General features: G+C 67.2%; 22 protein-coding genes. 8 read left to right on the top strand and 14 right to left on the bottom strand.

Annotated features, from left to right (window positions below; all coding sequences use genetic code 11):
* Positions 1-115 precede the first annotated feature (115 nt).
* From IPI67_18785 to ccoN, 10 genes are all read right to left on the bottom strand, one after another.
* Positions 116-1,531: a sigma-54-dependent Fis family transcriptional regulator gene (locus IPI67_18785; GenBank protein MBK7582239.1), complete on the bottom strand. Its 1,416-nt coding sequence runs from the start codon at positions 1,529-1,531 to the stop codon at positions 116-118.
* 157 nt (positions 1,532-1,688) lie between these two features.
* Positions 1,689-2,051 carry a CBS domain-containing protein gene (locus tag IPI67_18780; protein ID MBK7582238.1) on the bottom strand — a complete coding sequence of 121 codons (363 nt, stop codon included), beginning with the start codon at positions 2,049-2,051 and terminating at the stop codon, positions 1,689-1,691.
* Between the two features lie 66 nt (positions 2,052-2,117).
* On the bottom strand, positions 2,118-2,264 hold the full coding sequence (ccoS, locus tag IPI67_18775) for a cbb3-type cytochrome oxidase assembly protein CcoS (protein ID MBK7582237.1): 147 nt from the start codon (positions 2,262-2,264) through the stop codon (positions 2,118-2,120).
* Positions 2,261-4,711, bottom strand: coding sequence for a heavy metal translocating P-type ATPase (locus tag IPI67_18770; protein MBK7582236.1), 2,451 nt, complete (start codon positions 4,709-4,711; stop codon positions 2,261-2,263). The genes ccoS and IPI67_18770 overlap by 4 nt, the downstream gene beginning before the upstream one ends.
* Positions 4,708-5,472 carry a sulfite exporter TauE/SafE family protein gene (locus tag IPI67_18765; GenBank protein MBK7582235.1) on the bottom strand — a complete coding sequence of 255 codons (765 nt, stop codon included), beginning with the start codon at positions 5,470-5,472 and terminating at the stop codon, positions 4,708-4,710. The genes IPI67_18770 and IPI67_18765 overlap by 4 nt, the downstream gene beginning before the upstream one ends.
* Positions 5,469-5,978 (bottom strand): FixH family protein, encoded by a 510-nt coding sequence (locus IPI67_18760; GenBank protein MBK7582234.1) that lies wholly within the window; start codon positions 5,976-5,978, stop codon positions 5,469-5,471. Before IPI67_18760 ends, IPI67_18765 begins: the two co-directional genes overlap by 4 nt.
* Positions 5,975-7,375, bottom strand: coding sequence for a cytochrome c oxidase accessory protein CcoG (gene ccoG, locus IPI67_18755; protein ID MBK7582233.1), 1,401 nt, complete (start codon positions 7,373-7,375; stop codon positions 5,975-5,977). Before ccoG ends, IPI67_18760 begins: the two co-directional genes overlap by 4 nt.
* On the bottom strand, positions 7,375-7,971 hold the full coding sequence (locus IPI67_18750) for a c-type cytochrome (protein ID MBK7582232.1): 597 nt from the start codon (positions 7,969-7,971) through the stop codon (positions 7,375-7,377). The genes ccoG and IPI67_18750 overlap by 1 nt, the downstream gene beginning before the upstream one ends.
* 1 nt (position 7,972) lies before the next feature.
* Entirely contained in the window at positions 7,973-8,155 is a 183-nt protein-coding gene (locus tag IPI67_18745) for a CcoQ/FixQ family Cbb3-type cytochrome c oxidase assembly chaperone (protein ID MBK7582231.1), read from the bottom strand.
* A 19-nt stretch (positions 8,156-8,174) separates the two neighbouring features.
* Complete coding sequence (ccoN, locus tag IPI67_18740) at positions 8,175-10,718, bottom strand: cytochrome-c oxidase, cbb3-type subunit I (protein MBK7582230.1); 2,544 nt, start codon at positions 10,716-10,718, stop codon at positions 8,175-8,177.
* On the opposite strand from ccoN, the gene IPI67_18735 reads away from it, so the two are divergent.
* From IPI67_18735 to IPI67_18715, 5 genes are all read left to right on the top strand, one after another.
* Complete coding sequence (locus IPI67_18735; protein ID MBK7582229.1) at positions 10,662-13,520, top strand: cation-transporting P-type ATPase; 2,859 nt, start codon at positions 10,662-10,664, stop codon at positions 13,518-13,520. The two genes, ccoN and IPI67_18735, sit on opposite strands and share 57 nt — an antisense overlap.
* Positions 13,521-13,634: 114 nt before the next feature.
* On the top strand, positions 13,635-14,300 hold the full coding sequence (locus IPI67_18730; protein ID MBK7582228.1) for a universal stress protein: 666 nt from the start codon (positions 13,635-13,637) through the stop codon (positions 14,298-14,300).
* Between the two features lie 71 nt (positions 14,301-14,371).
* Entirely contained in the window at positions 14,372-16,285 is a 1,914-nt protein-coding gene (locus IPI67_18725; GenBank protein MBK7582227.1) for a GNAT family N-acetyltransferase, read from the top strand.
* 40 nt (positions 16,286-16,325) lie between these two features.
* Complete coding sequence (locus IPI67_18720; protein ID MBK7582226.1) at positions 16,326-16,814, top strand: universal stress protein; 489 nt, start codon at positions 16,326-16,328, stop codon at positions 16,812-16,814.
* A 60-nt stretch (positions 16,815-16,874) separates the two neighbouring features.
* Complete coding sequence (locus tag IPI67_18715) at positions 16,875-17,459, top strand: AAA family ATPase (GenBank protein ID MBK7582225.1); 585 nt, start codon at positions 16,875-16,877, stop codon at positions 17,457-17,459.
* Here IPI67_18715 and IPI67_18710 read toward each other — a convergent pair.
* Positions 17,456-17,872, bottom strand: coding sequence for a hypothetical protein (locus tag IPI67_18710; protein ID MBK7582224.1), 417 nt, complete (start codon positions 17,870-17,872; stop codon positions 17,456-17,458). The two genes, IPI67_18715 and IPI67_18710, sit on opposite strands and share 4 nt — an antisense overlap.
* Positions 17,873-18,174: 302 nt before the next feature.
* Between IPI67_18710 and IPI67_18705 the strand changes: the two genes are divergently transcribed.
* Complete coding sequence (locus tag IPI67_18705) at positions 18,175-18,570, top strand: Hsp20 family protein (protein MBK7582223.1); 396 nt, start codon at positions 18,175-18,177, stop codon at positions 18,568-18,570.
* Positions 18,571-18,593: 23 nt separating this feature from the next.
* Complete coding sequence (locus IPI67_18700) at positions 18,594-19,028, top strand: hypothetical protein (GenBank protein MBK7582222.1); 435 nt, start codon at positions 18,594-18,596, stop codon at positions 19,026-19,028.
* Positions 19,029-19,049: 21 nt separating this feature from the next.
* Here the strand turns inward: IPI67_18700 and IPI67_18695 are convergent, their stop codons facing one another.
* The gene (locus tag IPI67_18695) at positions 19,050-20,162 is read right to left on the bottom strand and encodes a glycerate kinase (protein ID MBK7582221.1); all 1,113 of its coding nucleotides are present in this window, start codon (positions 20,160-20,162) and stop codon (positions 19,050-19,052) included.
* A 239-nt stretch (positions 20,163-20,401) separates the two neighbouring features.
* Between IPI67_18695 and IPI67_18690 the strand changes: the two genes are divergently transcribed.
* Positions 20,402-21,604, top strand: a complete 1,203-nt coding sequence (locus tag IPI67_18690; protein ID MBK7582220.1) for a hypothetical protein — start codon at positions 20,402-20,404, stop codon at positions 21,602-21,604.
* An 802-nt stretch (positions 21,605-22,406) separates the two neighbouring features.
* Here IPI67_18690 and IPI67_18685 read toward each other — a convergent pair.
* Both IPI67_18685 and IPI67_18680 read right to left on the bottom strand, forming a co-directional pair.
* A complete protein-coding gene (locus IPI67_18685) occupies positions 22,407-22,934 on the bottom strand; it encodes an FxsA family protein (GenBank protein MBK7582219.1) in 528 nt (175 codons plus the stop codon).
* 159 nt (positions 22,935-23,093) lie between these two features.
* On the bottom strand, positions 23,094-23,966 hold the full coding sequence (locus IPI67_18680) for an OmpA family protein (protein ID MBK7582218.1): 873 nt from the start codon (positions 23,964-23,966) through the stop codon (positions 23,094-23,096).
* Positions 23,967-24,033: the final 67 nt, after the last annotated feature.

Here is a 24,033-nt window from a genome sequence, read left to right as displayed (position 1 = left end):
CGCGACGCACGCGAGGCCGGCGAGCGAGGCTGTCCCCCCCGCCTGAGGCAGGATCACCGCGCCCCGCGGCGTTGACAACCCCCGGCGGGCCAGGGGCAAATCCAGCAAAAAACGGCTAGGCGCGGCCCAGCACACCCGCGGCGCCGGGTTCGCGCCGGCGCACGGCGGGAATCGAGCTCTTGGGAGCCTCTCCGTACTCGTGCAGCTTGTACTGGATCTTGCGCACGCTGATGCCGAGCACCTCGGCGGCCTTGCTGGTCGAACCGCCATGCGCTTCGAGCGTCGTGAGGATCGCGTGACGTTCGATATCCGCCATGGACGAGCCCGGAATGGTGGGCAGCACGTTGCCGCCCTCGACGGAGCCGAGCTCGGCGGGCAAGTGATGCGACTCGATGCTGGGTCCGTCCGCGAGCACGACAGCGCGCTCCACCACATTTTCCAGCTCTCGCACGTTCCCCGGCCAGTTGTACGCGACGATCTGAGCGAGGGAGCTGTCGCTGAAACGGTCGATCTGCTTCTCGTTCTCCTTGCCGAAACGCTCCAGGAAATGGGCTGCCAGCGCTGCCACGTCGCTGCGCCGGCGCCGAAGTGGCGGCAGGTGCACGTTGATGACGTTGAGGCGGTAGTAGAGATCCTCGCGGAACTGTCCGTCGGCCACCAGCTGTTTCAGATCGCGGTTGGTGGCTGCCACCATGCGGACGTCGACGGTTAGCGTCTGATTTCCGCCCACTCGCTCGAACTGGCGCTCCTGCAGGACGCGCAACAGTTTGACCTGGGTGGATGGGGTGATGTCGCCGATTTCGTCCAGGAACAGCGTCCCGCCATCGGCCTGCTCGAAGCGTCCCTCACGCCGACGATCGGCGCCGGTGTACGCGCCGCGCTCGTGTCCGAAGAGCTCGCTCTCGAGCAGGGTTTCGGCGAGGGCCGCGCAGTGCAGCCGGATGAACGGCCCGTCCTTACGCGGGGAACGATGGTGGATCGCGGCGGCGATCAGCTCCTTGCCCGTGCCGGATTCGCCCGTCAGGAGCACCGTCGCGCGACTGGGTGCGACCTGGGCGACCGCCTTGAACACCTCTTGCATCTCCGGAGAGTTGCCGATGATGTTGTCGAAACGGTAGCGCTCCGACAGCTGACTGCGCAGCTCGGTCGTCTCGCGGCGCAGGCGAGTGCGCTCGAGCGCGCGATCGATCACCAGCACCAGCTCGTCCGTGTTGAGGGGTTTGGTCAGGTAGTCGGCCGCGCCCTCGCGCATCGCGCTCACGGCGGTCTCGACCGCACCGAAGGCCGTCATCAAGACGACCGGCACGTCGGGGGCGTGCTGACGCAGCTTGCGCAGGAGCTCCACGCCGTCCATGCCCGGCATCTTCAGATCGGTGAGCACGAGCGCGGGCGAGAACTCCTCCGCGCGGGCCAGCCCCTTGAAGCCGTCCGCGGCGGTCTCGACCGAGTAGCCCTCCTCCTTCAGGATCTCTGCGAGGGCGTTGCGGGCATTGGGCTCATCGTCGACGACTAGAATGCGACCCTTGGTCATGGCTCACTCCGGTGGTAATTTGTGCGGCGGGACGCAACCGGTGCACGACCCATGCCCACTCCGATTGTCCGCAATTATGCGCCAAAAACGCAGCAGGTCACGCCGAAATTGCGCCGACGGTCAGTGGTCGCGCATAAACTGCGCCAAGTTTCGCCCCTCAGCCGATGGCGTCCGCGAGCGCCCGAAGGGCATCCACGGTCGTGAAGACCCCCACGACTTTCGAGCCGTCCGCCACGATCGCGGAACCGAGCTTGCGGGTGGCCATCTCTCTCGCCACGGCCCCGATGCTCTGGTCAGGCGCCACGACGTAGGCGTCCACCGTCATTGCCTCTTCGACGCGCACTTCTGACGGGTCCACGTCCTTCAAGGTCTCGAGCAGGTGCAGATCTCGCAGCGTGACCATGCCCGCCAGCTTGCCCCCGTGGAGCACAGGCAAGTGGCGAATGTCGTGCTCGCGCATCAACTCGTGGGCTCGAGTCAGCGGCTGCTCGGAGCCGATCGTGTGAGGGGATTCCGTCATGAAGTCACGGATTGTTCGCTCTTTGTTGCTCATGTGCGGCTCGCTTCTCGGCCCCGCTCGCGAGGCTCATTCGTCGTCATCGTCATGGAGCACGCGTACGGCGGGGGTATCGAGATCATCGAACTGTCCGCGGCGTGCGGCCCACAGGAAAGCAAACACCGCGCCGCTGGCCAGGAGCAGAGCCAGCGGCAAGACCACGAACAACGCGCTCATGACTTCCTCTCGAAGGTCTTCGACCGATACGAGCTCGTGACGACGGTGAGGGAGGAGAGGGGCATCAAGATTGCAGCGATCCACGGCGCAATGGCGCCGAACACCGCCAGCGTCGCACAGATTGCGTTGTAGCCCAGTGACAGCAGGATATTGCGGCGGATCACCCGAAATGTGCGCCGCGCCCCGGTAAATAGCCGGAGCACCGGCAACACTCCGGGTTCCGTCGTGAACGCGTCGGCCGCCGCCAGGCTTGCCTCCGCGCCGCCGTGGACGGCGATGCCGACATGCGCGCGGGCCAACGCGGCCGCGTCGTTCACTCCATCGCCGACCATGACGACTGCACCGCGCTCCGCTTCGCGCTCGATGACCGCGAGTTTGTCCTCCGGCGAGGCTCCGCCAAGCGCGAAAGCCAGGGGCAGATCGAGCTGGCGCGCGACGCTCTCGACGACCTCGGGTTGATCACCGCTCAAGATCGCCAGCCGGTGGCCCATCGCGAGCAGTGCGCCAAGGCTTTCGCGCGCGTCGCGGCGAATCGGATCGCGGAAACAGGCCAGGGCGCACGCCGTCCCGCTCTCGGCGATCAAGACCGGGGTCTCGCCGCAACGCCCCGCCCGGCTCGCTCTGTCGTTCAGCTCCGTGGGCACCTCGGCGCGCGCGCGAACGAACGCCACGGAGCCGATGTGGAGCCTGCGACCATCGACGGTCGCGCTCACTCCACCGCCGGGGACCTGGCAGTACTCGGTGACGGTCGCGTCCCCTTCGCCGAGCGCGCGGGTGAAAGCTCGGGCGATGGGATGCGCGGAGCGCGCTTCGACCGCCGCGACCCGCGCTTCGAGCGCCTTGTCGCCGTGAAATGCCGCCAGCTCCAGCCGGCCTTCGGTCAGGGTTCCGGTCTTGTCGAACACGACGAGCGCTGGCGTGTCGAGGCGCTCGAGCGCGTCACCGCCCTTGATGAGAACACCGCTGCCGGCCGCCTTGCCGATGGCGGCCGTGACCGCGAGCGGCGTGGCCAGCCCGAGCGCGCAGGGACAGGTCACCACCAGAAGAGCGATGGCGTTTTCGAGCGCGCGGGTCTTGTCGATCTGCCACCAGCCGACGAGTGTGAGCAGCGCCAGGCCAAGGGCAACGACGACGAAGCGTCCGGCGGCGCGATCGGCGGCGAGCGCGGTGGGGGCGCGACGAGCCGCGGCGTCCCGCACCGTCTGCAGCAGTCGTCCGATGCGCGTTGCCTGTCCCGTCTCCTCGGCGCGGACGATCACCTCCGCCGACACGTTGACGGTGCCGGCGTGCACTCGGCTGCCGATCGCGATCTCTTCGGGGCGAGTCTCGCCGCTGAGCAACGAGGCATCGACGGTCGACTCACCCAGCGTGACGACCCCGTCGGCGGGGAAGGTCTCGCCGGCTCGGATCTGCAGCAGACCCCCGGTCGGCACGGCGTTGGTCGGGACCTCTCGCGGCTCCCCATCAACCAGCAGGCGCGCGCTCGACGGTGCCAGGGAAAAGAGCAACTCGGCGGCGTCAGTTGCCGCGTGCTGCCGCCGGCGCTGCAGCCAGCGCCCGACCAGGAGCAAGAAGATCACGGCCGACACGGAGTCGAAGTAGATCTCGCCGCGCCCTCGGATCACGTTGAGCGCACCCCAGCTGAAACCCGCCAAGATGCCGATGCTGACCGGCAGATCCATGTGGGGTGTGCGAGCCCTGATCGAGGCCCAGGCTCCGCGGTGGAAGACCCGGGCCGACCAGAGCACCGCGGGCGTCACCACGATCAAGCTGGCCGCGCGGAAGAACGTCCGGTAGTCGGCGTCCATGCCCTGAAAGGCGCCGGCGTAGAGCGCGAGCCCGAACAGCATGACGTTGGCGAACACGGCCCCCGCAACCGCCATGCGCGAGAGCAGCGCGCGGTCCTCGTTTCGGCGCAACTCGGCGGCGTCTGCGCTCTGTCGCGGGTGCGGCAGGTAACCGAGCCCGGCGAGCCCGCGCGCGACCTCGGAGGGGCGGAGCAAGCTCGGTGGAAACAGCACACGCACCGTCGAGCGCCCCAGATCTACGCTGGCCGAAACGATCCCCGGCACGACGCGGCCCAGACGCTCGACTAGCCAGACACAGGCCGGACAGTGCAGATTCTCGAGATACAGCTCGAGCTCGAGCAGGTCCGGACCTAGCTCGCGACAGTAGGTCGCGACGAACAGGGGATCGTCGAGCTCCGCGTAGGTCTTGTCCGAGCCGCTCGCGCGTCGGCCGAGCGCGCCCGCGTCCGCACGTTCTCGGTAGTAGCGACCGAGCCCGGCGTCCCGGATCACGGCGAACACCGTGCGGCAACCGTCACAACAAAACTGCTCCGGCTCGTGTTCGCGAACTCCGGACCGCGGCACCGGCAGACCGCAGTGATCACACACGACGTCGGCCGTGGTCGTCCCCTCGAACGGCGCGAGTGTCGCTTGTGTCACCGGGGCCGGCCCTCGTGCGTGTGGCAGGGCGGCTCGGCGGGTACCCCGCTCTTGCCCAAGAACTGCTTCGCATCGCCGAAGGCGAGAGCGGGGGCGTTGAGGCGACCGAACACCCCTGCGACGCCGACCGCGAGCAGGGCAATCGCGGACAGGACCGGCACGTGGCGGCGAAGGCGATGGGTCAAGCTGTGCACACCGACGCCGAGGCCGACCAGCAGCGGTACGGTGCCGCTCCAGAACGCCAGCATCACCCACATGCCGGACAGCGTGCTGCCGGTGCCAGCCGCGGCCACCGCGAACGCGTACAACCAGCCGCAGGGCAGCAGCGTGGACGACAGACCTACCAGCAACCCTCGGGTGGCCGGACGCCGCGCGCGAATGCGCGTCATGAGCCCCAAGCTGAGCTTGCCGAGTCTGCCGCTCGCGCCGACGGCCGGCCAGCTCACGCCCGCATGCTCGAGCAGCAAGCGGGCGGCCCACGCGATCATCAACCCGCCGGCGACCACGGCCGCGATGCGGCCGATGCCGACACTCTCGGCGGCGAGATCCGTCACGCCTCCGAGGGAGCCGGCGAGGGCGCCGAGGGCCGTGTAGGTCAGCAGCCGCCCGAGGTGATAGCTGAGGTGCGGCAAGAGCCGCGCGAATCCACGGGCCGGGGTCGGATCCGAGTAGAACGCGGCGAACGGTCCGCACATGCCCGCGCAGTGCAGGCTGCCGATCAAGCTCGCGCTCACGATCGGAAGGAACAGCGAGGCGCTCATGAGGGACCTCCAGCTCGAACGTCTCGCCGCAGCGTCTCGGTGAAATGCCGGCCGTCGGAGCTGACGTCGAGGCGGAACTCCCACAATCCAAGCTGACTGAGCGCGACGGTGCCGCCATACCCCGCGTCGCCGGTCGGCAGGAGCACCGCCGTCTCGACGCGCGCGGCTCGGGCGTTGGCAAAGGCCTCCAGCTTCACCGTCGCCCCGCGGATGGGTGCGCCGCTCGCGTCGACGACACGCGCCAACACGTGCAGCTCGTTGCCGCGCAGCTCGGTGTCGAGCTCGACCTTCCAGCCGAGGCGGGTGTTGGTGCTGACCTGCGCCTGGGTCTGGTCCCAGGCAACGGCCTTCTTGTAGTAGTCCTGCTCGGTCGCAAACGACGGATCGTGGACGGCGATGGCCGCCATCGAGAGCAGCCCGAGGGTCGTGCTCACGATCAGCGCCACCGGGAACAGCGCCCAGAAGCGACCCGCGCGGGTCAGAGGCATGCCGGGTTTCTGGGTCATGAGCCTCCCTCGGCTGAAGCCGGTGCCTCGGGCCCCAAGAGCTTGTAGGCGACCTCTTGCTCGAATCCCGCGTGATCACGAATGCCGAAACGGATCGGACGCTCACCGCGGTGGAAGCTCGTTCGCGGAGCAATCACGAAGACGCTGGTCGACTCGTGCGTCCCGGCGCGCACCCGCAGCGGATTCTCGGGCGCGATTAGCTTCACGTCGGTCGCGCCGATCAGGCTGATCTCGTAGGCATGCTCGACGTCGCCGCGGTTCTCGATCTTGATCCGGATCTGATTCTGAACACCGTCCGGGTGTTCGGCAAACGGCAGCCCGATGCCGCGCAAGATGGTCACGTCAGCGCTGCCGATGCGCATGCCGGCCACGCCCAACGCTGCGACGAAGCACGCCAGCGCGAGGGCATAGACAACCACGCGGGGGCGCAGGTACCTGGGGCGTTTGCCCGTCTCGAACCCATCCTGGGAGCCGTAGCGGATCAAGCCAGGGGCCTTGCCGACCCGCTGCATGATGAAGTCGCAGGCGTCCATGCACTGCGTGCAGGCGATGCACTCGAGCTGCAAGCCCTCACGGATGTCGATGCCCGTCGGGCAGGTCACCACACAGGCGTTGCAGTCGATGCAGTCGCCGGCTCCAGGTTTTGTCTTGCCCTTCAGGCGCGGTTCGCCGCGCCGGGAGTCGTAACCGACCAGCAGCGAATGGCGGTCGAGCAGCACTGACTGCAGGCGTGCGTAGGGACAGATGACGGTGCACATCTGCTCGCGAAACCAGGCAAAGTCGAAGAAGACCAGCCCGGCCGTGACCGCCATGATCAAAAACGGGGTGGGGTGCTCGAACGGGGATTGGGTGATCCAGCGCGATAGCCGAGCGACCCCCACGAAGTAGGCGAGGAAGACGTTGGCGACGAGCACACTCGCCAGCAAGAACACCAGGTTCTTGGCCACGCGCCGCGGCGACACACCCTGTCTGCGATCGAGCGCGAGTTGACCGCTACGGTCACCCTCGAACCAACGCTCGATGGGGCGGAAGACGAACTCCATGTACACGGTTTGCGGGCAGCCCCAGCCGCACCACGCCCGCCCGACCAGCGCCGTCAGCCCGATCACCGCCGCAAAGATGCTCAGCATCAGCAACATCAAGAGTACGCCGTCCGTGGCCAGGAACGTGCGTCCGAAGAGGTGGAACGCTCGCCCCGGCACGTCGAGCAACACCAGCGGTTTGCCGTTCATCTTCAAGAACGGCAGGCTCACGAACAGCACGATGAGTGCCCAGCCGGTCGCCAAGCGCGCGCGCCAGTGTTTGCCGGTGTGGAGCTTCGGACGGATGCGTCGCCGCGAACCGTCCGCGTTCAGCGTCGGCAGAACGCGTTCTGGCGGAGGGAGCGGACCCGACATCAGTTGCCCGGGACTTCCTTCCCCTCGGGCGCCTTGCCCGCCTCCATCTTGCCGCGCAGTGTGCCGACGTAGGCGACGACCTGCACGAGCTCCGTCGGCGTGAGCTGCTTTTCCCACGCCGGCATGCCTTTGGCGGCGACGCCTTCGGAGACCACCTTGTGGATGTCGGTGAGTTTTCCCTCCCCGTGGACCCAGTGTTTGTCCGTCAGGTTTGGCCCGACCAGCCCCTGCCCTTTGTCGGCGTGGCACGCGGCACAGCGCAGCGCGAACACGGCCTTCCCGCTCTCGACCGTCGCCGCGTCGGACATTGCCTTCTCGAGGCTCTCGGGGGTCGCTGCGACCGTCTTCGGCGCCAAGGCGCCCGCCGCCGCGAGCTCCGCCTGGTACTCCGCGTGTACCCCCGGCGCGCTCTTCGTCACGTGATAGACGACGAAGTAGCCGGCAGCCCAGATCACACTGCCCCAGAAGATCCACACCCACCAGCGGGGCAGCGGATTGTCGTACTCCTGGATCCCGTCGTACTCGTGATCCATCAGCATTTCGGCGTCCCCTTTGGGGGTGTCGCCGGCGGTCGGCTCCTGGTTGTTCTCGGACATTTCAGCCGCGCTCCTTGCCGTCTCGATCGAGGTCTTGCAGGTCGTCGTCGAGCGGCATGAACCGCGCGCGCTCGAACACGGCGCTCTCGTCGCGCCGAAACAGCCGCACGACCACGCCGACGAAGACGACGAAGAAAATCAGCAGGGCGATCTCGGCGTACCCCGCGAGGCCCATCGCACCCATCACGTCGGAGAGTTTCATCTCAGTTTGCTCCTGGCCTGAGCTGCGGAAGTAGTGCTCCCGGTGGCGGGCTGGTCGGGCTGACCGGGTCCGGGTTTCGGGCCTGCGCCGCTTCGCCGGCGGGGGATTGTTTCTTGATGTCGGTGCCGAGGCGCTGGAGATAGGCGATCAACGCGACGATCTGCTTGCCCTCGAGCCCGCTTGGCCCGCCCTGACTGACGATCTCGGCTGCGATCTGCTTGGACTGCTCCCGGGCCAGGGCCTCGGCCTTGCTCAGCGCGTCGCCGTAGGGGACACCGAGCATGGCCATCACGTCGACCCGCGCCTGGATCCCCGCGAAGTCGGTTTCGTTCTGTTGCAGCCAGGCATAAGGCGGCATGATCGACTGCGGCGTCGTCGATCGCGGATCCTGCATGTGGCGGACGTGCCAGAGGTGCGGGTACTTGCCGCCAACGCGGTGCAGGTCCGGCCCGATGCGGCGGGAGCCCCACTGGAAGGGGTGGTCGTAGACGAACTCGCCAGGTTTGCTGTACTCGCCGTAGCGCTCGGTCTCCGAGCGGATGGGCCGCACCATCTGCGAGTGGCAGTTGTAACAACCTTCGGCCAGGTAGACGTCGCGCCCCGCGAGCTCGAGCGGAGTGTAGGGCTTGACACTCGCGATGGTGGGCACGTTCGACCGGATCAGGAAGGTCGGGATGATCTCGAACAACGACGCGACGATCACACTGAGCGCGACCAGCACCGAGAACTTGAATGCCTTGCGCTCCCACGCTCGGTGGAAGTCCCCGCGCATCACGAAGGCGAACACGCCCTGCGTGGGTTTGGCGTCGGCGCCGGTGTACTCGGCGAGCGCCGGCGACTCGTGCTCCGGATCGGTGTAGGTCGCGGGTCGTGCTCGCCAGGTCATGATCAGGTTGACCAGTGCGAAACACGCTCCCAACACGAAGAGCGTGCCGCCGCCGACGCGTACCCAGTACATCGGGATCAGTCGGACCACGGTCTCGACGAAGTCCGGGTAAGCAAGCCGGCCGGTCTGGTCGAAAGCGCGCCACATCAGCCCCTGGGTCACACCTGCCGCGTAGATCGGGACGATGTACAGCAGGATCCCCAAGGTCCCGATCCAGAAGTGCAGGTTCGCGAGCTTCTTGCTCCAGAGCTCGGTCTGGAAGAGCCGGGGCGCGAGCCAGTAGGCCAGGCCGAAGGTCATCATGCCGTTCCAACCGAGCGCGCCGGAGTGCACGTGGGCGATCGTCCAGTCGGTGTAGTGCGACAGGGCGTTCACGCTCTTGATCGAGAGCATCGGTCCTTCGAACGTGCTCATGCCGTAGAAGGTGATGCCGACCACGAAGAACTTCAGTACCGGATCCTCGGCGACCTTGTTCCAGGCGCCGCGCAGGGTCATGAGCCCGTTGATCATGCCGCCCCATGAAGGCATCCACAGCATGATCGAGAACACCATGCCCAGGGTCGATGCCCAATCGGGCAGCGCCGTGTAATGCAGATGGTGGGGACCGGCCCAGATGTAGAGAAAGACCAGCGACCAGAAGTGCAGGATCGACAGGCGATACGAGAATACCGGGCGCTTCGCGGCCTTCGGCATGAAGTAGTACATCAAGCCCAAGAACGGAGTGGTGAGGAAAAAGGCGACCGCGTTGTGGCCGTACCACCACTGCATGAACGCATCCTGCACGCCGGCGTAGAGCGAATAACTACGGGTCGCGCTAGCGGGGATCGCGAGGCTGTTGAAGATGTGCAGCACTGCGACGGTGATCACCGTCGCGATGTAGAACCAGATCGCGACATAGATGTGGCGCTCGCGCCGGCGTGCGATGGTGCCGAAGAAGTTGACGGCGAACACGACCCAGACCACCGCGATGGCGATGTCGATGGGCCACTCGAGCTCCGCGTACTCTTTGCCCGAGGTGATCCCGAGTGGCAGCGTCACCGCGGCAGCGACGATGATCAGCTGCCAGCCCCAGAAATGGACTCGGCTCAGCGTGTCGTTGAAGAGCCGCGCCTTCAGCAAGCGCTGCGACGAGTAGTACACGGCGGCGAAGACGGCGTTGCCCGCGAAGGCGAAGATGGCCGCGTTCGTGTGCAGCGGTCGCAGCCGCCCGAAGGTCAGAAACGGCAAGCCGAAGCTCAGGCTCGGCATCACCAGGATCAAGGCGACATACAGTCCCGCCAGGGTCGCCACGACACCCCAGACCAGGGTGGCGAAGGTGAACTTTCGGACGATGTCGTCGTCGTATCGATACTTCTCCCAGAGCCGACATTGCTCGGCGCGCGAGCACGATCCGTGCCCCGGTGGAGATTGTTCCCGCCAGGCACATCCGGCTCCGGGTGCCGTCCACCCCCACTTGGCGAGAGATCTGGCGTCATGCGCCTCGTTCTTGCAGGATCCCGTGCGGTGCCGACTCGGACCCCACCCGAAGCCGCAAAGCGCGGCAAATCCAGCTCGACCTCGGGCGCGCAAGCACTGCACCGAAGCACCGGCCAAGCGCAGAAGGTGCGGGGGCAGGCCGAGGTCGATGGGCTGGGGCCAACCGAGTCCAACTGTGCCCATTGGGAGCAAAACGGCGACTTTTTCGAGCTCGATCCCGAGGCAGCCGCTGGCCGTCTGGGCTCGGATCTCGAGCGAGGTCTCAGCGGGGAGAGCGCGCTCAGGCGGCTGCGCGCCGACGGCAACAACGAAATTGCGGAGCGCGCGCGGGCTTCGGCGCTGCGCCAGTTCATCGGGCAGTTCGCGGACGTGACCGTGATCGCGTTGATCGTCGCGGCTCTGGTCGCGGTCTGGCTAGGCTGGGGCGCGCGTGCGACGGGGTCGGTGTTGCACCGCTTCGGCGACGCCATCGCCATCGGCATCATCGTTCTGGTGAACGCCATCGTTGGTTTCGCTCAGCAGGTCAAAGCGGAGCGCGCACTCTCTGCGCTGCGCGAGCTCGGTGCGCCGCTGGCGAAGGTCGTACGCGATGGGGCCGTCGTGATGCTGCCGGCGCGCGAGATCGTCGCCGGAGATCTGGTGGAGCTCAGAGAGGGCGATCGCGTTCCGGCGGACGCGCGGCTGGTCAGCACTGCCGATCTGGTCGTGGACGAGTCCGCGCTGACGGATGAGTCCGTCCCGGTCGACAAACTCGAGCTTGGCCAGCTCGCTCCGGCGACACCGCTGGCGGAGCGCACCAACATGGTGTTCTCCGGGACGCACGTGGCGCGAGGGGGCGGGCGAGCCCTGGTGGTCGCGACTGGCATGCGGAGCGAGCTCGGGCGCATTGCCGCGCTGCTGGGCAAGCTGGAGGAGCAGGAGACCCCGCTGCAGAAGAACCTGCGAGTCTTCGGCACCCAGGTCGTGATCGGGTCCGCGGTCCTGGGCGCGGTGGTATTTGCGGTAGGCGCGATCCGTCTGGAAGCAAGCTACGGGTTCTTGCTGCTGACGGCGGTCAGCTTGGCGGTCGCCGCGATCCCCGAAGGGCTACCCGCCGTCACCACCATCGTGCTCGCGCTCGGCGTTCAGCGCATGGCCAAACAGAACGCGCTCGTACGGCGACTGTCCGCGGTCGAGACCTTGGGCGCGGCAGACGTGATCTGCACCGACAAGACCGGCACGCTGACCGAAAACCGGATGCAAGTGCGGCGGGTACAAGTGGGGACACACCAGTTCGAAGTCGAGCACGGGGCGGGTGCGCAGATCGTCTTCGCCGAGCTCGGTCATGGGCGGCGCGTGCCCGACTTTTCGGGCCGAGATCCCCTCGGGGAGCTGGTGGTGAGCGCCAATGCGTGTCCCGCCGCGCGCATCGGTGAGGACGGCTCCCTCTCGGGCGATCCGACGGACGCCGCCATCTTGCGGCTCTGGGTCGAGCATCGGGCGGAGATCTCGCGGGCGGAGCGCCAGCGTCCCAGCTTGCGGGTCCTGCCCTTCGATCGGGAGCGGAAGCTGGTCACCGTCATCGTTGCCGGACCCGATGACGCGCTCGGCCTATCCCACGGCGCACCGGAGGCGGTGGTGTCGCGCTCGCGCTGGGTACTCGGCGACGCCGGCGAGGAGGTCGCCTTGGATGACAACTCGCGTTCCGCGCTGCTCCGTCGAGTCGACGACTGGGCTTCGCTGGGACTCAGAGTGATCGCCCTCGCGCGGACCCGAGCAGGGACCCTGACGACCGAAGAAGCGAGCTTGCTCGAGCGCGATGCGCTGCTCGAGAAGTGCGAGCAAGAGCTGGTGCTCGTCGGGCTGGTGGGCATCGCCGATCCGCCGCGCAGCGAGGTCGCGCTGTCGCTCGCCAAGGCCAGGAGCGCCGGCGTGCGCACCATCATGATCACCGGGGATCACCCACTGACCGCCGAGGCCATCGGCCGCGAGCTGGCGATGCTCGAGGACAACGAGGGTGAAGTCATCACCGGACCGGAGATCGATCGGCTGGATGCCGCTGGGCTGGCGGCTCGAATCGAGCGCATCCGGGTCGTGGCGCGCGCGACCGCCGCCCACAAACTCCGCCTGGTCGAGGCGCTGGGAGCCCGCGGTCACGTCGTCGCCATGACCGGCGACGGTGTGAACGATGCGCCGGCGATCAAGGCCGCGGACATCGGGGTCGCCATGGGGCGAGGGGGCACGGACGTCGCTCGGGAGTCCGCGGACATGGTGCTGACCGACGACAACTACGCGACCATCGTGCTCGCGATCGAGGAGGGGCGGATCGTTTACGGCAACATCAAGCGCTTTATCGTGTTCTTGTTCTCGGTGAACGCCGGCCTGGTGCTGGCCGTGCTGGCCGCTGCCGCCGTCGGCTGGCCGCCGATCCTGACGCCGACGCAGATCTTGTGGATCAACCTGATCACGAACGGGCTGCCAGCCCTGGCTCTGGGCATGGAGCCCGTTCACATCGATCCGATGGCGGAGCCGCCGCGCCGGCGAGACGCAGGCCTCGTCGACCGAGATGAATTGCTCTGGCTGTTGGGCTACGGGGTTGTGATGGCGGTTCTGGGTGTGGGGACGTTCGCGTTTTTCCGGCCGCCTGGGCCGAATGCGGCGCCCGAGGCGCTCGCCCTGGCGCGCACCGCAACGTTCACCGTGCTGGCGCTCTCTCCGCTGTTTCATGCGCTCAACGCCCGCTCGAGGCGGGACTCGGTGTTCGAGCTCGGGTTCGCGACCAACTGGCGCCTGCTCGGGGCCTTCGCCCTCGCACTCGTTCTGCAAGCGATCGCCATCTACGCGCCGGGTTTGGGTGAGATGTTCTCCACGGTCCGGCTGCCCTGGGTCACGGCCGCCGGGTTGCTCCTGGTGAGTGCGTCCATCTGGGGTTTGGGCGAGATAGAGAAGGCAATTTCCCGCAAGTTTGCTCGAAAAACGCAACCCTTGCGCCGCGCGGCGGGTTGACGAACAAATCGCGCAACACCACGGCGTTCCAGCCGGAGATCTCGGGGCGCGCGCGTGGCACGCAGGGTGCAACGTGTTCGAGCGTCAGGCTCCGACCGTAGAGGAGATTTTGTCATGACCAGCCAGAAAAAACCCCACGTCATCGTCGTTGGGATTGATTTTTCGCCGATCGGGGACGTAGCGCTCGAGCGAGCCTTTGCGCTGGCGAGCCGGGAGGAAAATGGAGAGGTCCACGTCATCTACGTCGCGCGCAGCTTGGGGCCGCTGGTCCACCTCGACACCGGCACCGAAGTGGTGACGGCCAGCATGGACGAGGCGAGCCAGAAGCTGAAGACCTACGTGGAGGGCAAGCTCGCGAAGTTCGTGGAGTCGCGGACCGAGCCGGAGCTTGGGACCTTCACTCGCGCCGTCACGCACATCCGGCTGGACGCACCCGCCGAAGAGATCGCGCAGCTGGCGTCGGATCTCGAGGCCGAGCTGGTCATCGTCGGCACACACGGGCGGCGCGGTGTGCGGCGGCTGCTGCTCGGCTCGGTCGCCGAGGGCGTCGTGCGTCTGTCCCCCTGCGCCACGCTCGTCGTGCGGCCGCCGGAGTCGGGTCCCATCCCGCAGATCGAGCCGCCCTGTCCGGAGTGTGTGCGGATCCGCGGGGAGAGCAACGGCGACGAGCTCTGGTGTTCGCGTCACAGCGAGCGGCACGGGCGCCGACACACCTACCACCTCGTCGGGCGGATGAGCGCCACGCGCGAGGGCTTGCCGGGGCTGGGCTCCAACGACTGACCGGCGCTCAGGTCGCCAAATCCTCGCATCCAGCACGCGCGGATCTCCGTGCGCGGGAGACACATCGAGTCATGAACACTGGTTGGCAGGCGCGCTACGCGGACAAACTCGCGAGCGCGGGCGAGGCCGTGAGGCTGATTCATCGGGGGCGCCGCATCTTGATTGGCTCCGGGGCCGCTGAGCCAGCGACCCTGGTTCAGGCGTTGGTCGAGCAAGGCGACCACCTGTCCGATAACGAGATCGTTCACCTGTTGACGCTCGGCCCGGCGCCCTACGTCGCGCCCGGCCTCCAGCACCGCTTCCGTCACACGGCGTTCTTCATCGGGCAAAATGTCCGGGAGGCAGTCCACCAGGGGCGCGCGGACTTCATGCCCGTGTTCCTGTCGGAGATCCCGAGCCTGATCCGTAGCCGGCGAGTCCGCATCGATGTCGTGCTGGTGCAGGTCTCGCCACCGGACGCCCACGGCTACGTCAGCTTGGGTGTGGCGGTCGACATCGTGCGCGCCGCGGTGGACTCCGCCGATCTGGTGATCGCCGAGGTCAACCCGCGTATGCCGCGGACGCTCGGGGATTCGTTCGTGCCCGTGTCCCGCATCGACCGCCTGGTGCCCGTGGACGCGCCTCTGCACCAGCTCGCGGTCGAGCCGCTCGATGACGTCTGCCGCGCCATCGGGCGGAACGTGGCGAGTCTGATCCCCGACGGGGCCACGCTGCAGACGGGGATCGGGCGCATTCCTCACGCCGTGACCGAGGCGCTGCGTGAGCGCCGAGACCTGGGTGTTCACACCGAGATGTTGTCGGACAGCGTGATGGACCTGGTCGAAGCCGGCGTGGTGACCGGTCGCAAGAAGACGCTGCTGCCGGGAAAGATCGTGACCTCTTTTGCCATGGGGACCCAGCGTCTCTACGACTGGATCCACGACAACCCGGCGGTCGAGCTGCGGCCGAGCGACTTCACCAACGATCCGTTCGTGATCGCTCAGCACGACAACATGATCGCCATCAACAGCGCGCTCGGCGTCGATCTCACGGGGCAGGTCGCGGCCGACACCTTGATGGGCCGTTTCTTCAGCGGCATCGGCGGCCAGGTCGACTTCATCCGCGGCGCGGCGCGCAGTCGCGGTGGCAAACCCATCATCGCCCTGCCGGCCACGGCAAAAGACGGCCAGATGAGCCGCATCCAGGCCGTGTTCGAGCAAGGCGCGGGCATCGTCACCAGCCGCGGCGACGTGCATTTCGTGGTCACGGAGTTCGGGGTCGCCGATCTCTGGGGCAAGAGCATTCGCGAGCGCGCGACGGCTCTGGTCGAGATTGCCCACCCAGATTTCCGGGGTGAGCTGCTCGATGCCGCGAAGGCGCGGCACTACGTGTTTGCGAGCCAGGTTGCCTCGCGTGCGCGGTATCCCTGGGAGGAGGAGAGCTGGGTCGAAATCGGAGGCAAACGCCTGAAGCTGCGCCCGGTTCGCGCGGCAGATCTCGAGACGCTACAAGATCTGCTCTATCGCCTCTCGGACGAGTCGACCTACCTGCGCTTCTTGCAGCACAAAAAGAGCCACTCCTACGAGGAGATGCTGGACCTGGTGAACCTCGACTACGCCAACAACATGGCGCTGGTGCTGTGCGACGAGGCGGGGCCGGCACCGGACATCCTGGCGGTGGCGCGTTACGACGTCGACCCGGCCACGGGTTTCGCCGACATCGCGTTCGTCGTCCGGGACGAGTTCCAGGGCAAAGGCACGGGCACGCTGTTGATGCGCCGCATGGCGGAGATCGGCAAGGCGAGGGGGCTCGCGGGTTTCACGGCCACCGTGCATCCGACCAACGCGAAGATGCTCGGCGTCTTCAACAAGAGCGGGCTCCGGGTGCGTACGACGTTGGACTCGGGCGTTTACTCCGTCGAGATGCACTACCCGGAGCCAGTCGCGACCGAAGCGCCTCGCCATAGCCTGCCACCCGAGTCGAAGCGGAAGCTCCCGGGGCACTAATCCATTGGCTCGCGGCGGAGGGCGGAGAAGCTCGCGGGCCGTGCCCAAATTTGGCATGATGCTGGGAGTGAAGCGCATCCTCGTTCCCGTCGACTACTCCGAACCAAGCCGCGAGGTCTTGGCGTTCGCCGCGGAGATCGCCAGCAAGCTCGGCGGCTCGCTGACCGTGGTCCACGTGTGGGAGTGTATGCCGCACGCTCCGCCCGATCTGAAGGTGAAGGGACGCGACGGCAAGCTGCGCAAGCTGGGTGACGTGATCCGGGACAACGCCGAGACCGAGATGCGACAGTTCTTGGCGGCGTCCGCGCTGCCGAAGGGCCTGCGAGTCACGACCCGCGTGGAGAGCGGGGAGGCGGCCAAAAGAATTTTGGAGGATCTCGAATCCGGTGAGTTCGACCTGCTCGTGATGGGGACGCACGGGCGGGGCGGGGTGAAACATTTTGTTCTGGGAAGCGTCGCGGAAAAGATCGTGCGAAACTCCAGGCTGCCCGTCATCACCGTGCCGGCGCGACGCGAGTCGGCGGACTGAGCCCGACCGCGGAGCCCGGGCACGGAATGGGACGGGACGTCCAACATGGAGCGAAGCCAGATGAGGTTGGTGCTGACCGGCGGTCCGGGGGGCGGCAAGACCACCGCCGCAGATCTGTTCCGGCGTGAGCTCGGTGAACGCGTGGTCGTCGTGCCCGAAAGTGCGACCATCATGTTCAACGGGGGGTTTCCTCGGGTCGAAGAGCCCGAGGCTCGACGCGCCGCACAGCGAGCGATCTTTCACGTTCAGAGCAACCTCGAGGCGGTACAGAGCGCCGCTTTCCCGGGGCGGGTGCTGCTGTGTGACCGCGGAACGCTCGATGGCGCCGCCTACTGGCCGGGCGACACCGAGGCATTCTTCACAGCGATGAACACGACGCGTCAGGCGGAGCTCGCGCGCTACGACGCGGTGGTCTTCTTCGAAACCGCCGCCGCCGGGGATCTGACCATCGAGGGGGGCAACCCGGCCCGGATCGAATCGGCGGCAGAGGCGCGCGCGCTCGATCAGAAGCTCCGCGAGATCTGGTCGGCCCACCCGCGGTTCTTCCTCGTCCCGCACAACTCCAGCTTCTTCGCGAAGATCGGCATGGGCCTGGCGATTCTCCAGAGCATCGTCGCCCAAGCGGACGGTTCGCGAGCAGGCTAGCGCGGGGGCTCACCCCAGAGCGGCGCGCCCGAGTCCGGGTGCCGGAGCTCCAGCGTCTGTGTGCCCTTGCGAACGCGCGTGGCATAGATCACGACGCCGCCCTTTTTCTGCACGCGAGACCCCTCGACGTGGACCCGCTCGGCGGGCGCAAACCGTAGTCCGTGAGCGTCCAGGTACCAGTCCGGGGCCAGATCTATGACCACTGCGGCGCTCGAGCCGGGTTGCACGCGCAGCACGACTCCCGAGGCCAGTTTGTCGGAAGGGGGCACGCGGTCCACGCCCAGCACCTCGCCGTCGATGGCGGCCGCAGAGTGGAGGGGCTCTTGGGCGGGTCTCGCGGGCGAGGCCGTGCCCGTGGCGGAGGCGCACGCTCCGAGGAGTGCGCACAAACCGAGCAGGGTAGGGATGCGCATGACGGGTGATGTTTGTGCATCGTGCGTGCCCGCTGCGTGCTCGCCGAATCTGCGGCTTCTTCGAGCGCGGCCGCGCAACGGCTGCCGACTGGCAGGCATGGGACGCAGCCCTTGCCGGAGCCCCGCGCTCGGGACACCGAGAAAACGCCAGGATCCGCGCCGCGGAAAGCTGGAACGCTGTTTGCGTCGGTTCACTCTTGGTCCATCGAGAGGAGGAAATCGTCATGGCAAATATCGCGGTTCACACGGAACCTCGTGCCAAGGCGGCGCGCACCGAGCGCGAGTGGGATCCGCTGCGCACCATGCGAGACGTGCTGCGCTGGGATCCATTCGGCGAGATGGCTCCGCGTTGGTTCGGAGAAGAGCTGGGGTTTGCGGCGGCCTTCGAGGTCAAAGAGACCAAGGACGCCTTCGTGTTCAAGGCCGATCTCCCGGGCATCAAGGCCGGGGACGTCGATGTGAAGCTGACCCAGAATCGGCTCACCATCACCGGCAAACGCGACGCCGAGAAGACCGAACGCGGTGACACGTTCTACGCGTATGAACGCTCCTACGGCACCTTCGCCCGCTCGTTCACGCTGCCGGAGGGCGCGGACAAGGAACACATTGGCGCCTCTCTCGAGGACGGTGTGTTGACGGTCACGCTGCCGAAGCGGCCCGAAGCCCAGCCCATGCGTGTGGACGTGAAGGCGAAGTGAAGCAATCGGAGGACCGGAGGCCCATGCACGTCTGGCATCTCGAAATCGACACGCCGCGCCGCCCCGAGCGCGCGACCGCGGGTGAACCCGTGGTCGTTCATGTCGGCACGTGGCCAATCGAGCTGGGTCAAACCGTCTGGGCGACCGGCGAGGTCAGGAGCCGTGCTGGTCGCCGAACCCAGGACACTCGCAAGGGGCGCTGGGTTCGGAACGAGGGGCCCAACAGCTATTGGGAGATCGACCTCGGGCGCTTCGAACGCGGAGCCGACGTGCGATACCAGGTCGTGGCCGAGGATGGTGCTGGGAACGTCGTGGCGACGCGAGAGTTCGTGTTCAGCATCGAGCCCAGCGCCGTCTTGGCTCCACCCGTCATGGTCTCGCGGGGGGTGCGGAAGCGGCCGTTCATCAACGAGAGCTCACGTCCGCGCCCGCGCCGAGCGCGCGGCTCCGTGGCCTGAGCGAGTGACGCGGCCGGCCCCTCAGCGGTCCGTCGCTGTTTTGTAGGTGCCGACGCACTCTTCTGCTCTCGCCGCCAAGAGCTCGGGGGCGTGACGGATTGATTCGGCCAGTTCCAGGGCTGGTTCGGACAGGGGGACGGCGGCAAAGAAGCCGTGATTTGCCAGCTCTTGTGCCGGAACTTCCAGCCGGCCGGCGATCACGATCACCGGTACGCCGAAGCGCTGCGCTCGCCTGCCGAGCTGCGACAGGAGCTTGCCGGTGAGCGTCTGCGCATCCAGAGAGCCCTCGGCGGTGAGCACCAGATCGGTTTGCGCCACTTGCGTGTCGAAACCCACCGCGTCCAGCACGTAGTTGCCTCCACCGACCACGCGCGCGCCGCCGAGCACTGCGAGCGCAAAACCGAGCCCGCCCGCGGCTCCCATACCGAAGCCGGACGGATCGGCGTCGAAGCGCCGGGCAAGCAGCACGAGCGCGTCGTCGAGTCGTCGAGCCTCGCTGGCCGTCGCGCCCTTCTGAGGTCCGAACACCAGTGACGCGCCGCGCTCACCCGTGAGTGGGCTTGCGACGTCAGCGAGGGCAACGAGCTCGACGCGTGCGAGCCGTGGATCGATGCGTCCACGATCGATTGCTCCGAGGTCGAAGAGATCACGCGCACGAAACGGTGGCGTGACTCCTTCAATCTCGAGACCGAGCGCCTGCAGCGCTCCGAGGCCACCGTCGTTGGTCGCGCTACCACCGAGCGCAACGATGACTCGCGCGACGCCGGCATCGAGCGCCGCGACAATCAGCTGCCCGACCCCGTAGCTGGTGCTCTCGAGCACACTGCGTGGTTGCCCGCCGAGACGCGCGAGACCGACCGCCTCGGCGCTCTCCACGAGCGCGGTTCCGCCAGCGCCCAAGAACCCCAAACGTGCGACCGTGGCGGTCCCCAGGGCGTCCATGACCTGCACTTGGTGGACACTCCCACCCAGCGCGCCACGCAGTACGTCCAGCGTCCCTTCACCTCCGTCAGCCAGGGGCAAGAGGTCAGTCGTCACGTCGGGGACTCGGCCTGCGCCCCGAGCTAGGGCCGCGGCGGCCTCGACGGAGGTCAGGCAGCCCTTCAGCTTGTCCGGCGCGACCAGCACCCTCATTTTCGCGTGTTCCTCGGCGTTTCTCGGGCGAACCGGGAGTCTTTTCGCCCAACCAGAATAGCCCCGAGGGCAACGCCGTCGAACCCGTGCGTCAACCACTGCCGTGCGCGGCTGACGCATTGTTGCAAATCGACAACGCGGGTTGCGCGACGGGATTCGGGAAGTAAGGCTTGGTGGGTTCGGCGGGCCGTGCTAAGCGAACCGCCGCTGGATTACGCTCTAGGAGGCTTCGGGACGCCATGAAACGATATATTCCTTGGTTGGGTTTGGGTTTGTTTGCTGCCGCACTCGGCGGCTCGACGTTCGCTTGCAGTAGCAGCGATAGCGGCGGCGGTGGCGGCACCGGCGCAGGCACCGTGGGTGGCGCAGGCGGCGGCGGTGGCAACATCGTCGGTGGCGCGGGCGGCGCAGGTGGCGCTGGCGGCAGCGTGACCGGTGGCGCAGGCGGCACGGCCGGCACGGGTGGCGCAACGACGCAGACCAAGCTCGGCGCAAAGTGCACCAAGGACGCAGAGTGCGGCACCGGCCTCACCTGCTTGCTGCCGAACGGCGGCGCAATGGACGGGGAAGGCCCGGCCAAAGGCTATTGCTCCACGGAGTGCTCCGGGGACGCGACCGTGTGTGGCCAGTTCGGCGCGAACGTCGCCTGCCTGAGCTACGACAACGGCAAGGCGTACTGCATGGAGGGCTGCACCTTCGGCCCGGAAACCCAGAGCGCGTTCGACCCGAAAAAGTGCCACGGCCGTCCGGACGTCGCCTGCTCGGGTCTCCTGGGTAGCGAGGTGAAGGGCGACTGCACGCCCGCGCCGGCCTACGATTGCCCCAAGGGCGAGGCCTGTGCGAACGACAACAAGTGCCACACGGTGATCCCGGCCTGCCTCCCCCGCTGCAACAGCGATACGGAGTGCGGCACGGGGCTCAAGTGCAATCCCCAGAGCGGACTCTGCACCTCGCAGGCGCTCACCGGGAAAGACCTCGGCGAGGCGTGTGTGGTCGCGGATCCAGACGCCGGCACCAGCGATTGCAAGGGTGTCTGCATCAACTTCGGTGACGACCTCCGCAGCTGCGGTTCGGCCTGCACCATCGGTGCGAACCCGTCCTGCGGCTGGTCCGGAACCGGTCCCGCGCCGTCGTATTGCCTCTACGCGAGCAGCGTCGTGGCGGACAACGGCGGACCCGGCGTCGGCGATCTCGGCCTCTGCATCCAGTTCTGCGACTGTGACTCGGACTGCAAGACGCCGGGGCTCAAGTGCCACGACTTTGGCACCAGCGCGGACGCAACCAGCATCAAGAACTTCGTGAAGCGCAAGGGTGCTTGTTTCAACCCGAAGGGCTCTGACGGCGGCATCGACCCGGGCATCCCCAGCTGCACCGCTTCGGACGCCGGCACGGGCGGCGGTGGCGGCACCGGCGGCGGGACCTCCGACGCCAGCACGGACTGAGGCCTTCGCCTTCTACGAGCGCGACAACGCCCGCTCGGCTTCGGCCGGGTGGGCGTTTTCGTTGTGCGCCCAGCATGGGCGCTGTCTTGCGGGTGCAAGTCCCGCCGTAAGGCGGTCATCTCGAACGAAGCGAAGCGCAACTGCGGGAGGGCGACCGACCGTGGGAAGGAAGCGTGGATCGAAACTGCGCGCCGACGTACAAGAACCGGATCTGAGGCGACGTCGAGCGGGGCGAGCGGGCAACGGACCGCGAAGCTCCGATGACCAAGCTCAGGCGGCGTAAATCCGGCGGTCGCGCGGGGGAATCCGTGGCTGTGCTCCGAGAAGCTCGGGTCGAATCTTGGCTGCAAGACCTGCAACAGGGCTTGCTGAATGAATCGGTCGAGCACGGTCGGGATGCCGAGTTCGCGCACCCCACCACCTCGTTTCTCGATGAGCCGCTGCTTCACCGGCGCGGGCTGGTACGTCCCCGAAAGCAAATGCTCGCGAAGCTCGGCCCAGTGGGCGCGCAGATGGTTGGGCAGCTCATCGACCGTCATCCCATCGATGCCGGGACTACCCTTGTTCTTCCTCACTCGCTTCAGCGCGAGCGTTGTCTGCTTGGCGCAAGCGGGGCCCCTATCCCGATTGGTGCGCCCCGCGCGCCCGCCCTCGCGCTCAGCGCCCGCCCTCGAACTCGCCCGCGCGCCCCGCGCCCCGCGCCCGCGCTCGCGCCCCGCGGCCGCCCGCACGCCCGCCCTCGGACTCGCCCTCGCGCCCGCCCATGCCCTTGCTCTGGACCTTCGGGCCAGCGCCCGGGGGTTCAACGCTCGGGCGGCCCTGGCAGCTCGGGCACCTCGCCCAGGCTCTCGCCAGTTGTGTCGACGACGTCTCCAGTCGTGTCGACGACATCGCCTATGGCCCGGATCGCGTCGCCACCCAAATCGAAGGGCATCACCTGGGTCTCGACCAGCCGAACCTGCGCGCGCTCGATGCGTCGAGTGGCCCAAGCGCGTAGCGGGCGCGCGATCAGCTTGCGGGTGAGGGGTAGCAAGAAGGCCAGGCCGATCAGATCCGTGAGCACCCCCGGCGCCATCAGCAGGGCCCCACCTGCGATGACCAGGACCCCGTCGACGATGCCCTGCTCGGGCGCGCGGAGCTCGGCCAGGGCTCGAGTCCAGGCTCGCCACACCCGCAGCCCCTCTCGCTTCGCGAGCCAAGCCCCAAAGCCGCCGGTCGCAAACGTCAACAGCACCGTCGGAAAGAAACCGATCACGCCGCCCACGCGCAAGAGCAGCACGAGATCAACGAACGGTAGGACGATGAACAGGACAAACAGCAACCAGCCCACGGAGGGAGCATGCAACGAAACGCGGGCTGCAAGCCAGGTCGCTCATCCGCGGGGTCGAACGTAGCGAGTCCCGCACGCTTCGCGGTGGCGACGCTCGAGCACAAAAAGAAAACGGGCGCGGAGTCTTCCGCGCCCGTCCTCGACTGATGTCGCCTGCGACTACTTGGTGGCGGGCTTAGCCAGCGTCTTGCCAGCGGGCTTGGCGTCCGCGGGCTTCGCATCAGCGGGCTTGGCGTCCGCCGCTTTTGCTTCCTTCTTGGCTTCCCACGGCTTGGCCGGCAGCGCCTTCGGCTTGATTCCGGCCTTCGTCGCGCCCTCACAGCCGCGAGTCATGTCCGTGGCCTTGCCGCCACGGAACAGCACCTTGAACTCCACGCGTCGGTTCTTCTCCATGGCCTCCGGGGTCTCGCCGGTGTCGACCAAGCAGTAGAAGCCGTAGCCCTGGGAGAACAGGCGCTCTTTCTCGACACCGCGAGTAGCGAGCTCCTTGGAGACGGAGTCGACCCGCTTCTGGGTCAGCGTCTTGTTGAAGTTGGCATCGCCTTCCTTCGAAGCGTGCCCACCGACCTCGACCACCTGGATGTCGGGGTTCTTCTTGAGCACCTCTGCCACCGCGTCGAGCACTGGTTTGGACTCGTCTTCGATGCCGGCGGAGCCCTTCTTGAACTGGATCTTCTGGTTGATCCGGACTTCCTGTCCAACCAGCATCACTAGCGGCTTTTTGTCCGGGCAACCGTCGTCGTCCTCGAACTCGTTCTTGGTCTCGGGTTCGGTCGGACACTTGTCCTGCGGGACGTTGATGCCATCGCCGTCCTCGTCGAGGTTCGGGCAGCCGTCCTTGTCGGCCGGGGGTTTGCCGTCTTCCTTCTCCGCCGGACACTTGTCGTCGGCGTTCGGGATGCCATCACCGTCATCATCTGGCGGGGTGGCCGGGGGCGGCGGAGGGGGGGTGCCCGTCTCGAGGGACCCACCCAATGTCGCTTCAGCCGTGCAGCCGGAGACGACGCCGGCGCCGAGCGCCAGCAACAACAAAGCGGACGCAGTAACCGACGTATTTCGCAAAGTACGCATCTTCCAGAAGCCCTCCTTCAAGGTCCTA

This window comes from Myxococcales bacterium (genome assembly GCA_016706225.1).
Classification (GTDB): Bacteria; Myxococcota_A; Polyangia; order Polyangiales; family Polyangiaceae; genus JADJKB01.
Note: the sequence above shows the minus strand (reverse complement) of the source record. Positions and strands in the feature narration are given on the sequence as shown.

Coding starts and splice junctions, on each gene's coding strand:
- IPI67_18785 (MBK7582239.1), bottom strand. CDS start 1,531: ATGACCAAGGGTCGCATTCTAGTCGTCGACGATGAGCCCAATGCCCGC.
- IPI67_18780 (MBK7582238.1), bottom strand. CDS start 2,051: ATGACGGAATCCCCTCACACGATCGGCTCCGAGCAGCCGCTGACTCGA.
- ccoS (MBK7582237.1), bottom strand. CDS start 2,264: ATGAGCGCGTTGTTCGTGGTCTTGCCGCTGGCTCTGCTCCTGGCCAGC.
- IPI67_18765 (MBK7582235.1), bottom strand. CDS start 5,472: ATGAGCGCCTCGCTGTTCCTTCCGATCGTGAGCGCGAGCTTGATCGGC.
- IPI67_18760 (MBK7582234.1), bottom strand. CDS start 5,978: ATGACCCAGAAACCCGGCATGCCTCTGACCCGCGCGGGTCGCTTCTGG.
- ccoG (MBK7582233.1), bottom strand. CDS start 7,375: ATGTCGGGTCCGCTCCCTCCGCCAGAACGCGTTCTGCCGACGCTGAAC.
- IPI67_18750 (MBK7582232.1), bottom strand. CDS start 7,971: ATGTCCGAGAACAACCAGGAGCCGACCGCCGGCGACACCCCCAAAGGG.
- IPI67_18745 (MBK7582231.1), bottom strand. CDS start 8,155: ATGGGTGCGATGGGCCTCGCGGGGTACGCCGAGATCGCCCTGCTGATT.
- ccoN (MBK7582230.1), bottom strand. CDS start 10,718: ATGGGCACAGTTGGACTCGGTTGGCCCCAGCCCATCGACCTCGGCCTG.
- IPI67_18730 (MBK7582228.1), top strand. CDS start 13,635: ATGACCAGCCAGAAAAAACCCCACGTCATCGTCGTTGGGATTGATTTT.
- IPI67_18725 (MBK7582227.1), top strand. CDS start 14,372: ATGAACACTGGTTGGCAGGCGCGCTACGCGGACAAACTCGCGAGCGCG.
- IPI67_18715 (MBK7582225.1), top strand. CDS start 16,875: ATGAGGTTGGTGCTGACCGGCGGTCCGGGGGGCGGCAAGACCACCGCC.
- IPI67_18710 (MBK7582224.1), bottom strand. CDS start 17,872: ATGCGCATCCCTACCCTGCTCGGTTTGTGCGCACTCCTCGGAGCGTGC.
- IPI67_18705 (MBK7582223.1), top strand. CDS start 18,175: ATGCGAGACGTGCTGCGCTGGGATCCATTCGGCGAGATGGCTCCGCGT.
- IPI67_18700 (MBK7582222.1), top strand. CDS start 18,594: ATGCACGTCTGGCATCTCGAAATCGACACGCCGCGCCGCCCCGAGCGC.
- IPI67_18695 (MBK7582221.1), bottom strand. CDS start 20,162: ATGAGGGTGCTGGTCGCGCCGGACAAGCTGAAGGGCTGCCTGACCTCC.
- IPI67_18690 (MBK7582220.1), top strand. CDS start 20,402: ATGAAACGATATATTCCTTGGTTGGGTTTGGGTTTGTTTGCTGCCGCA.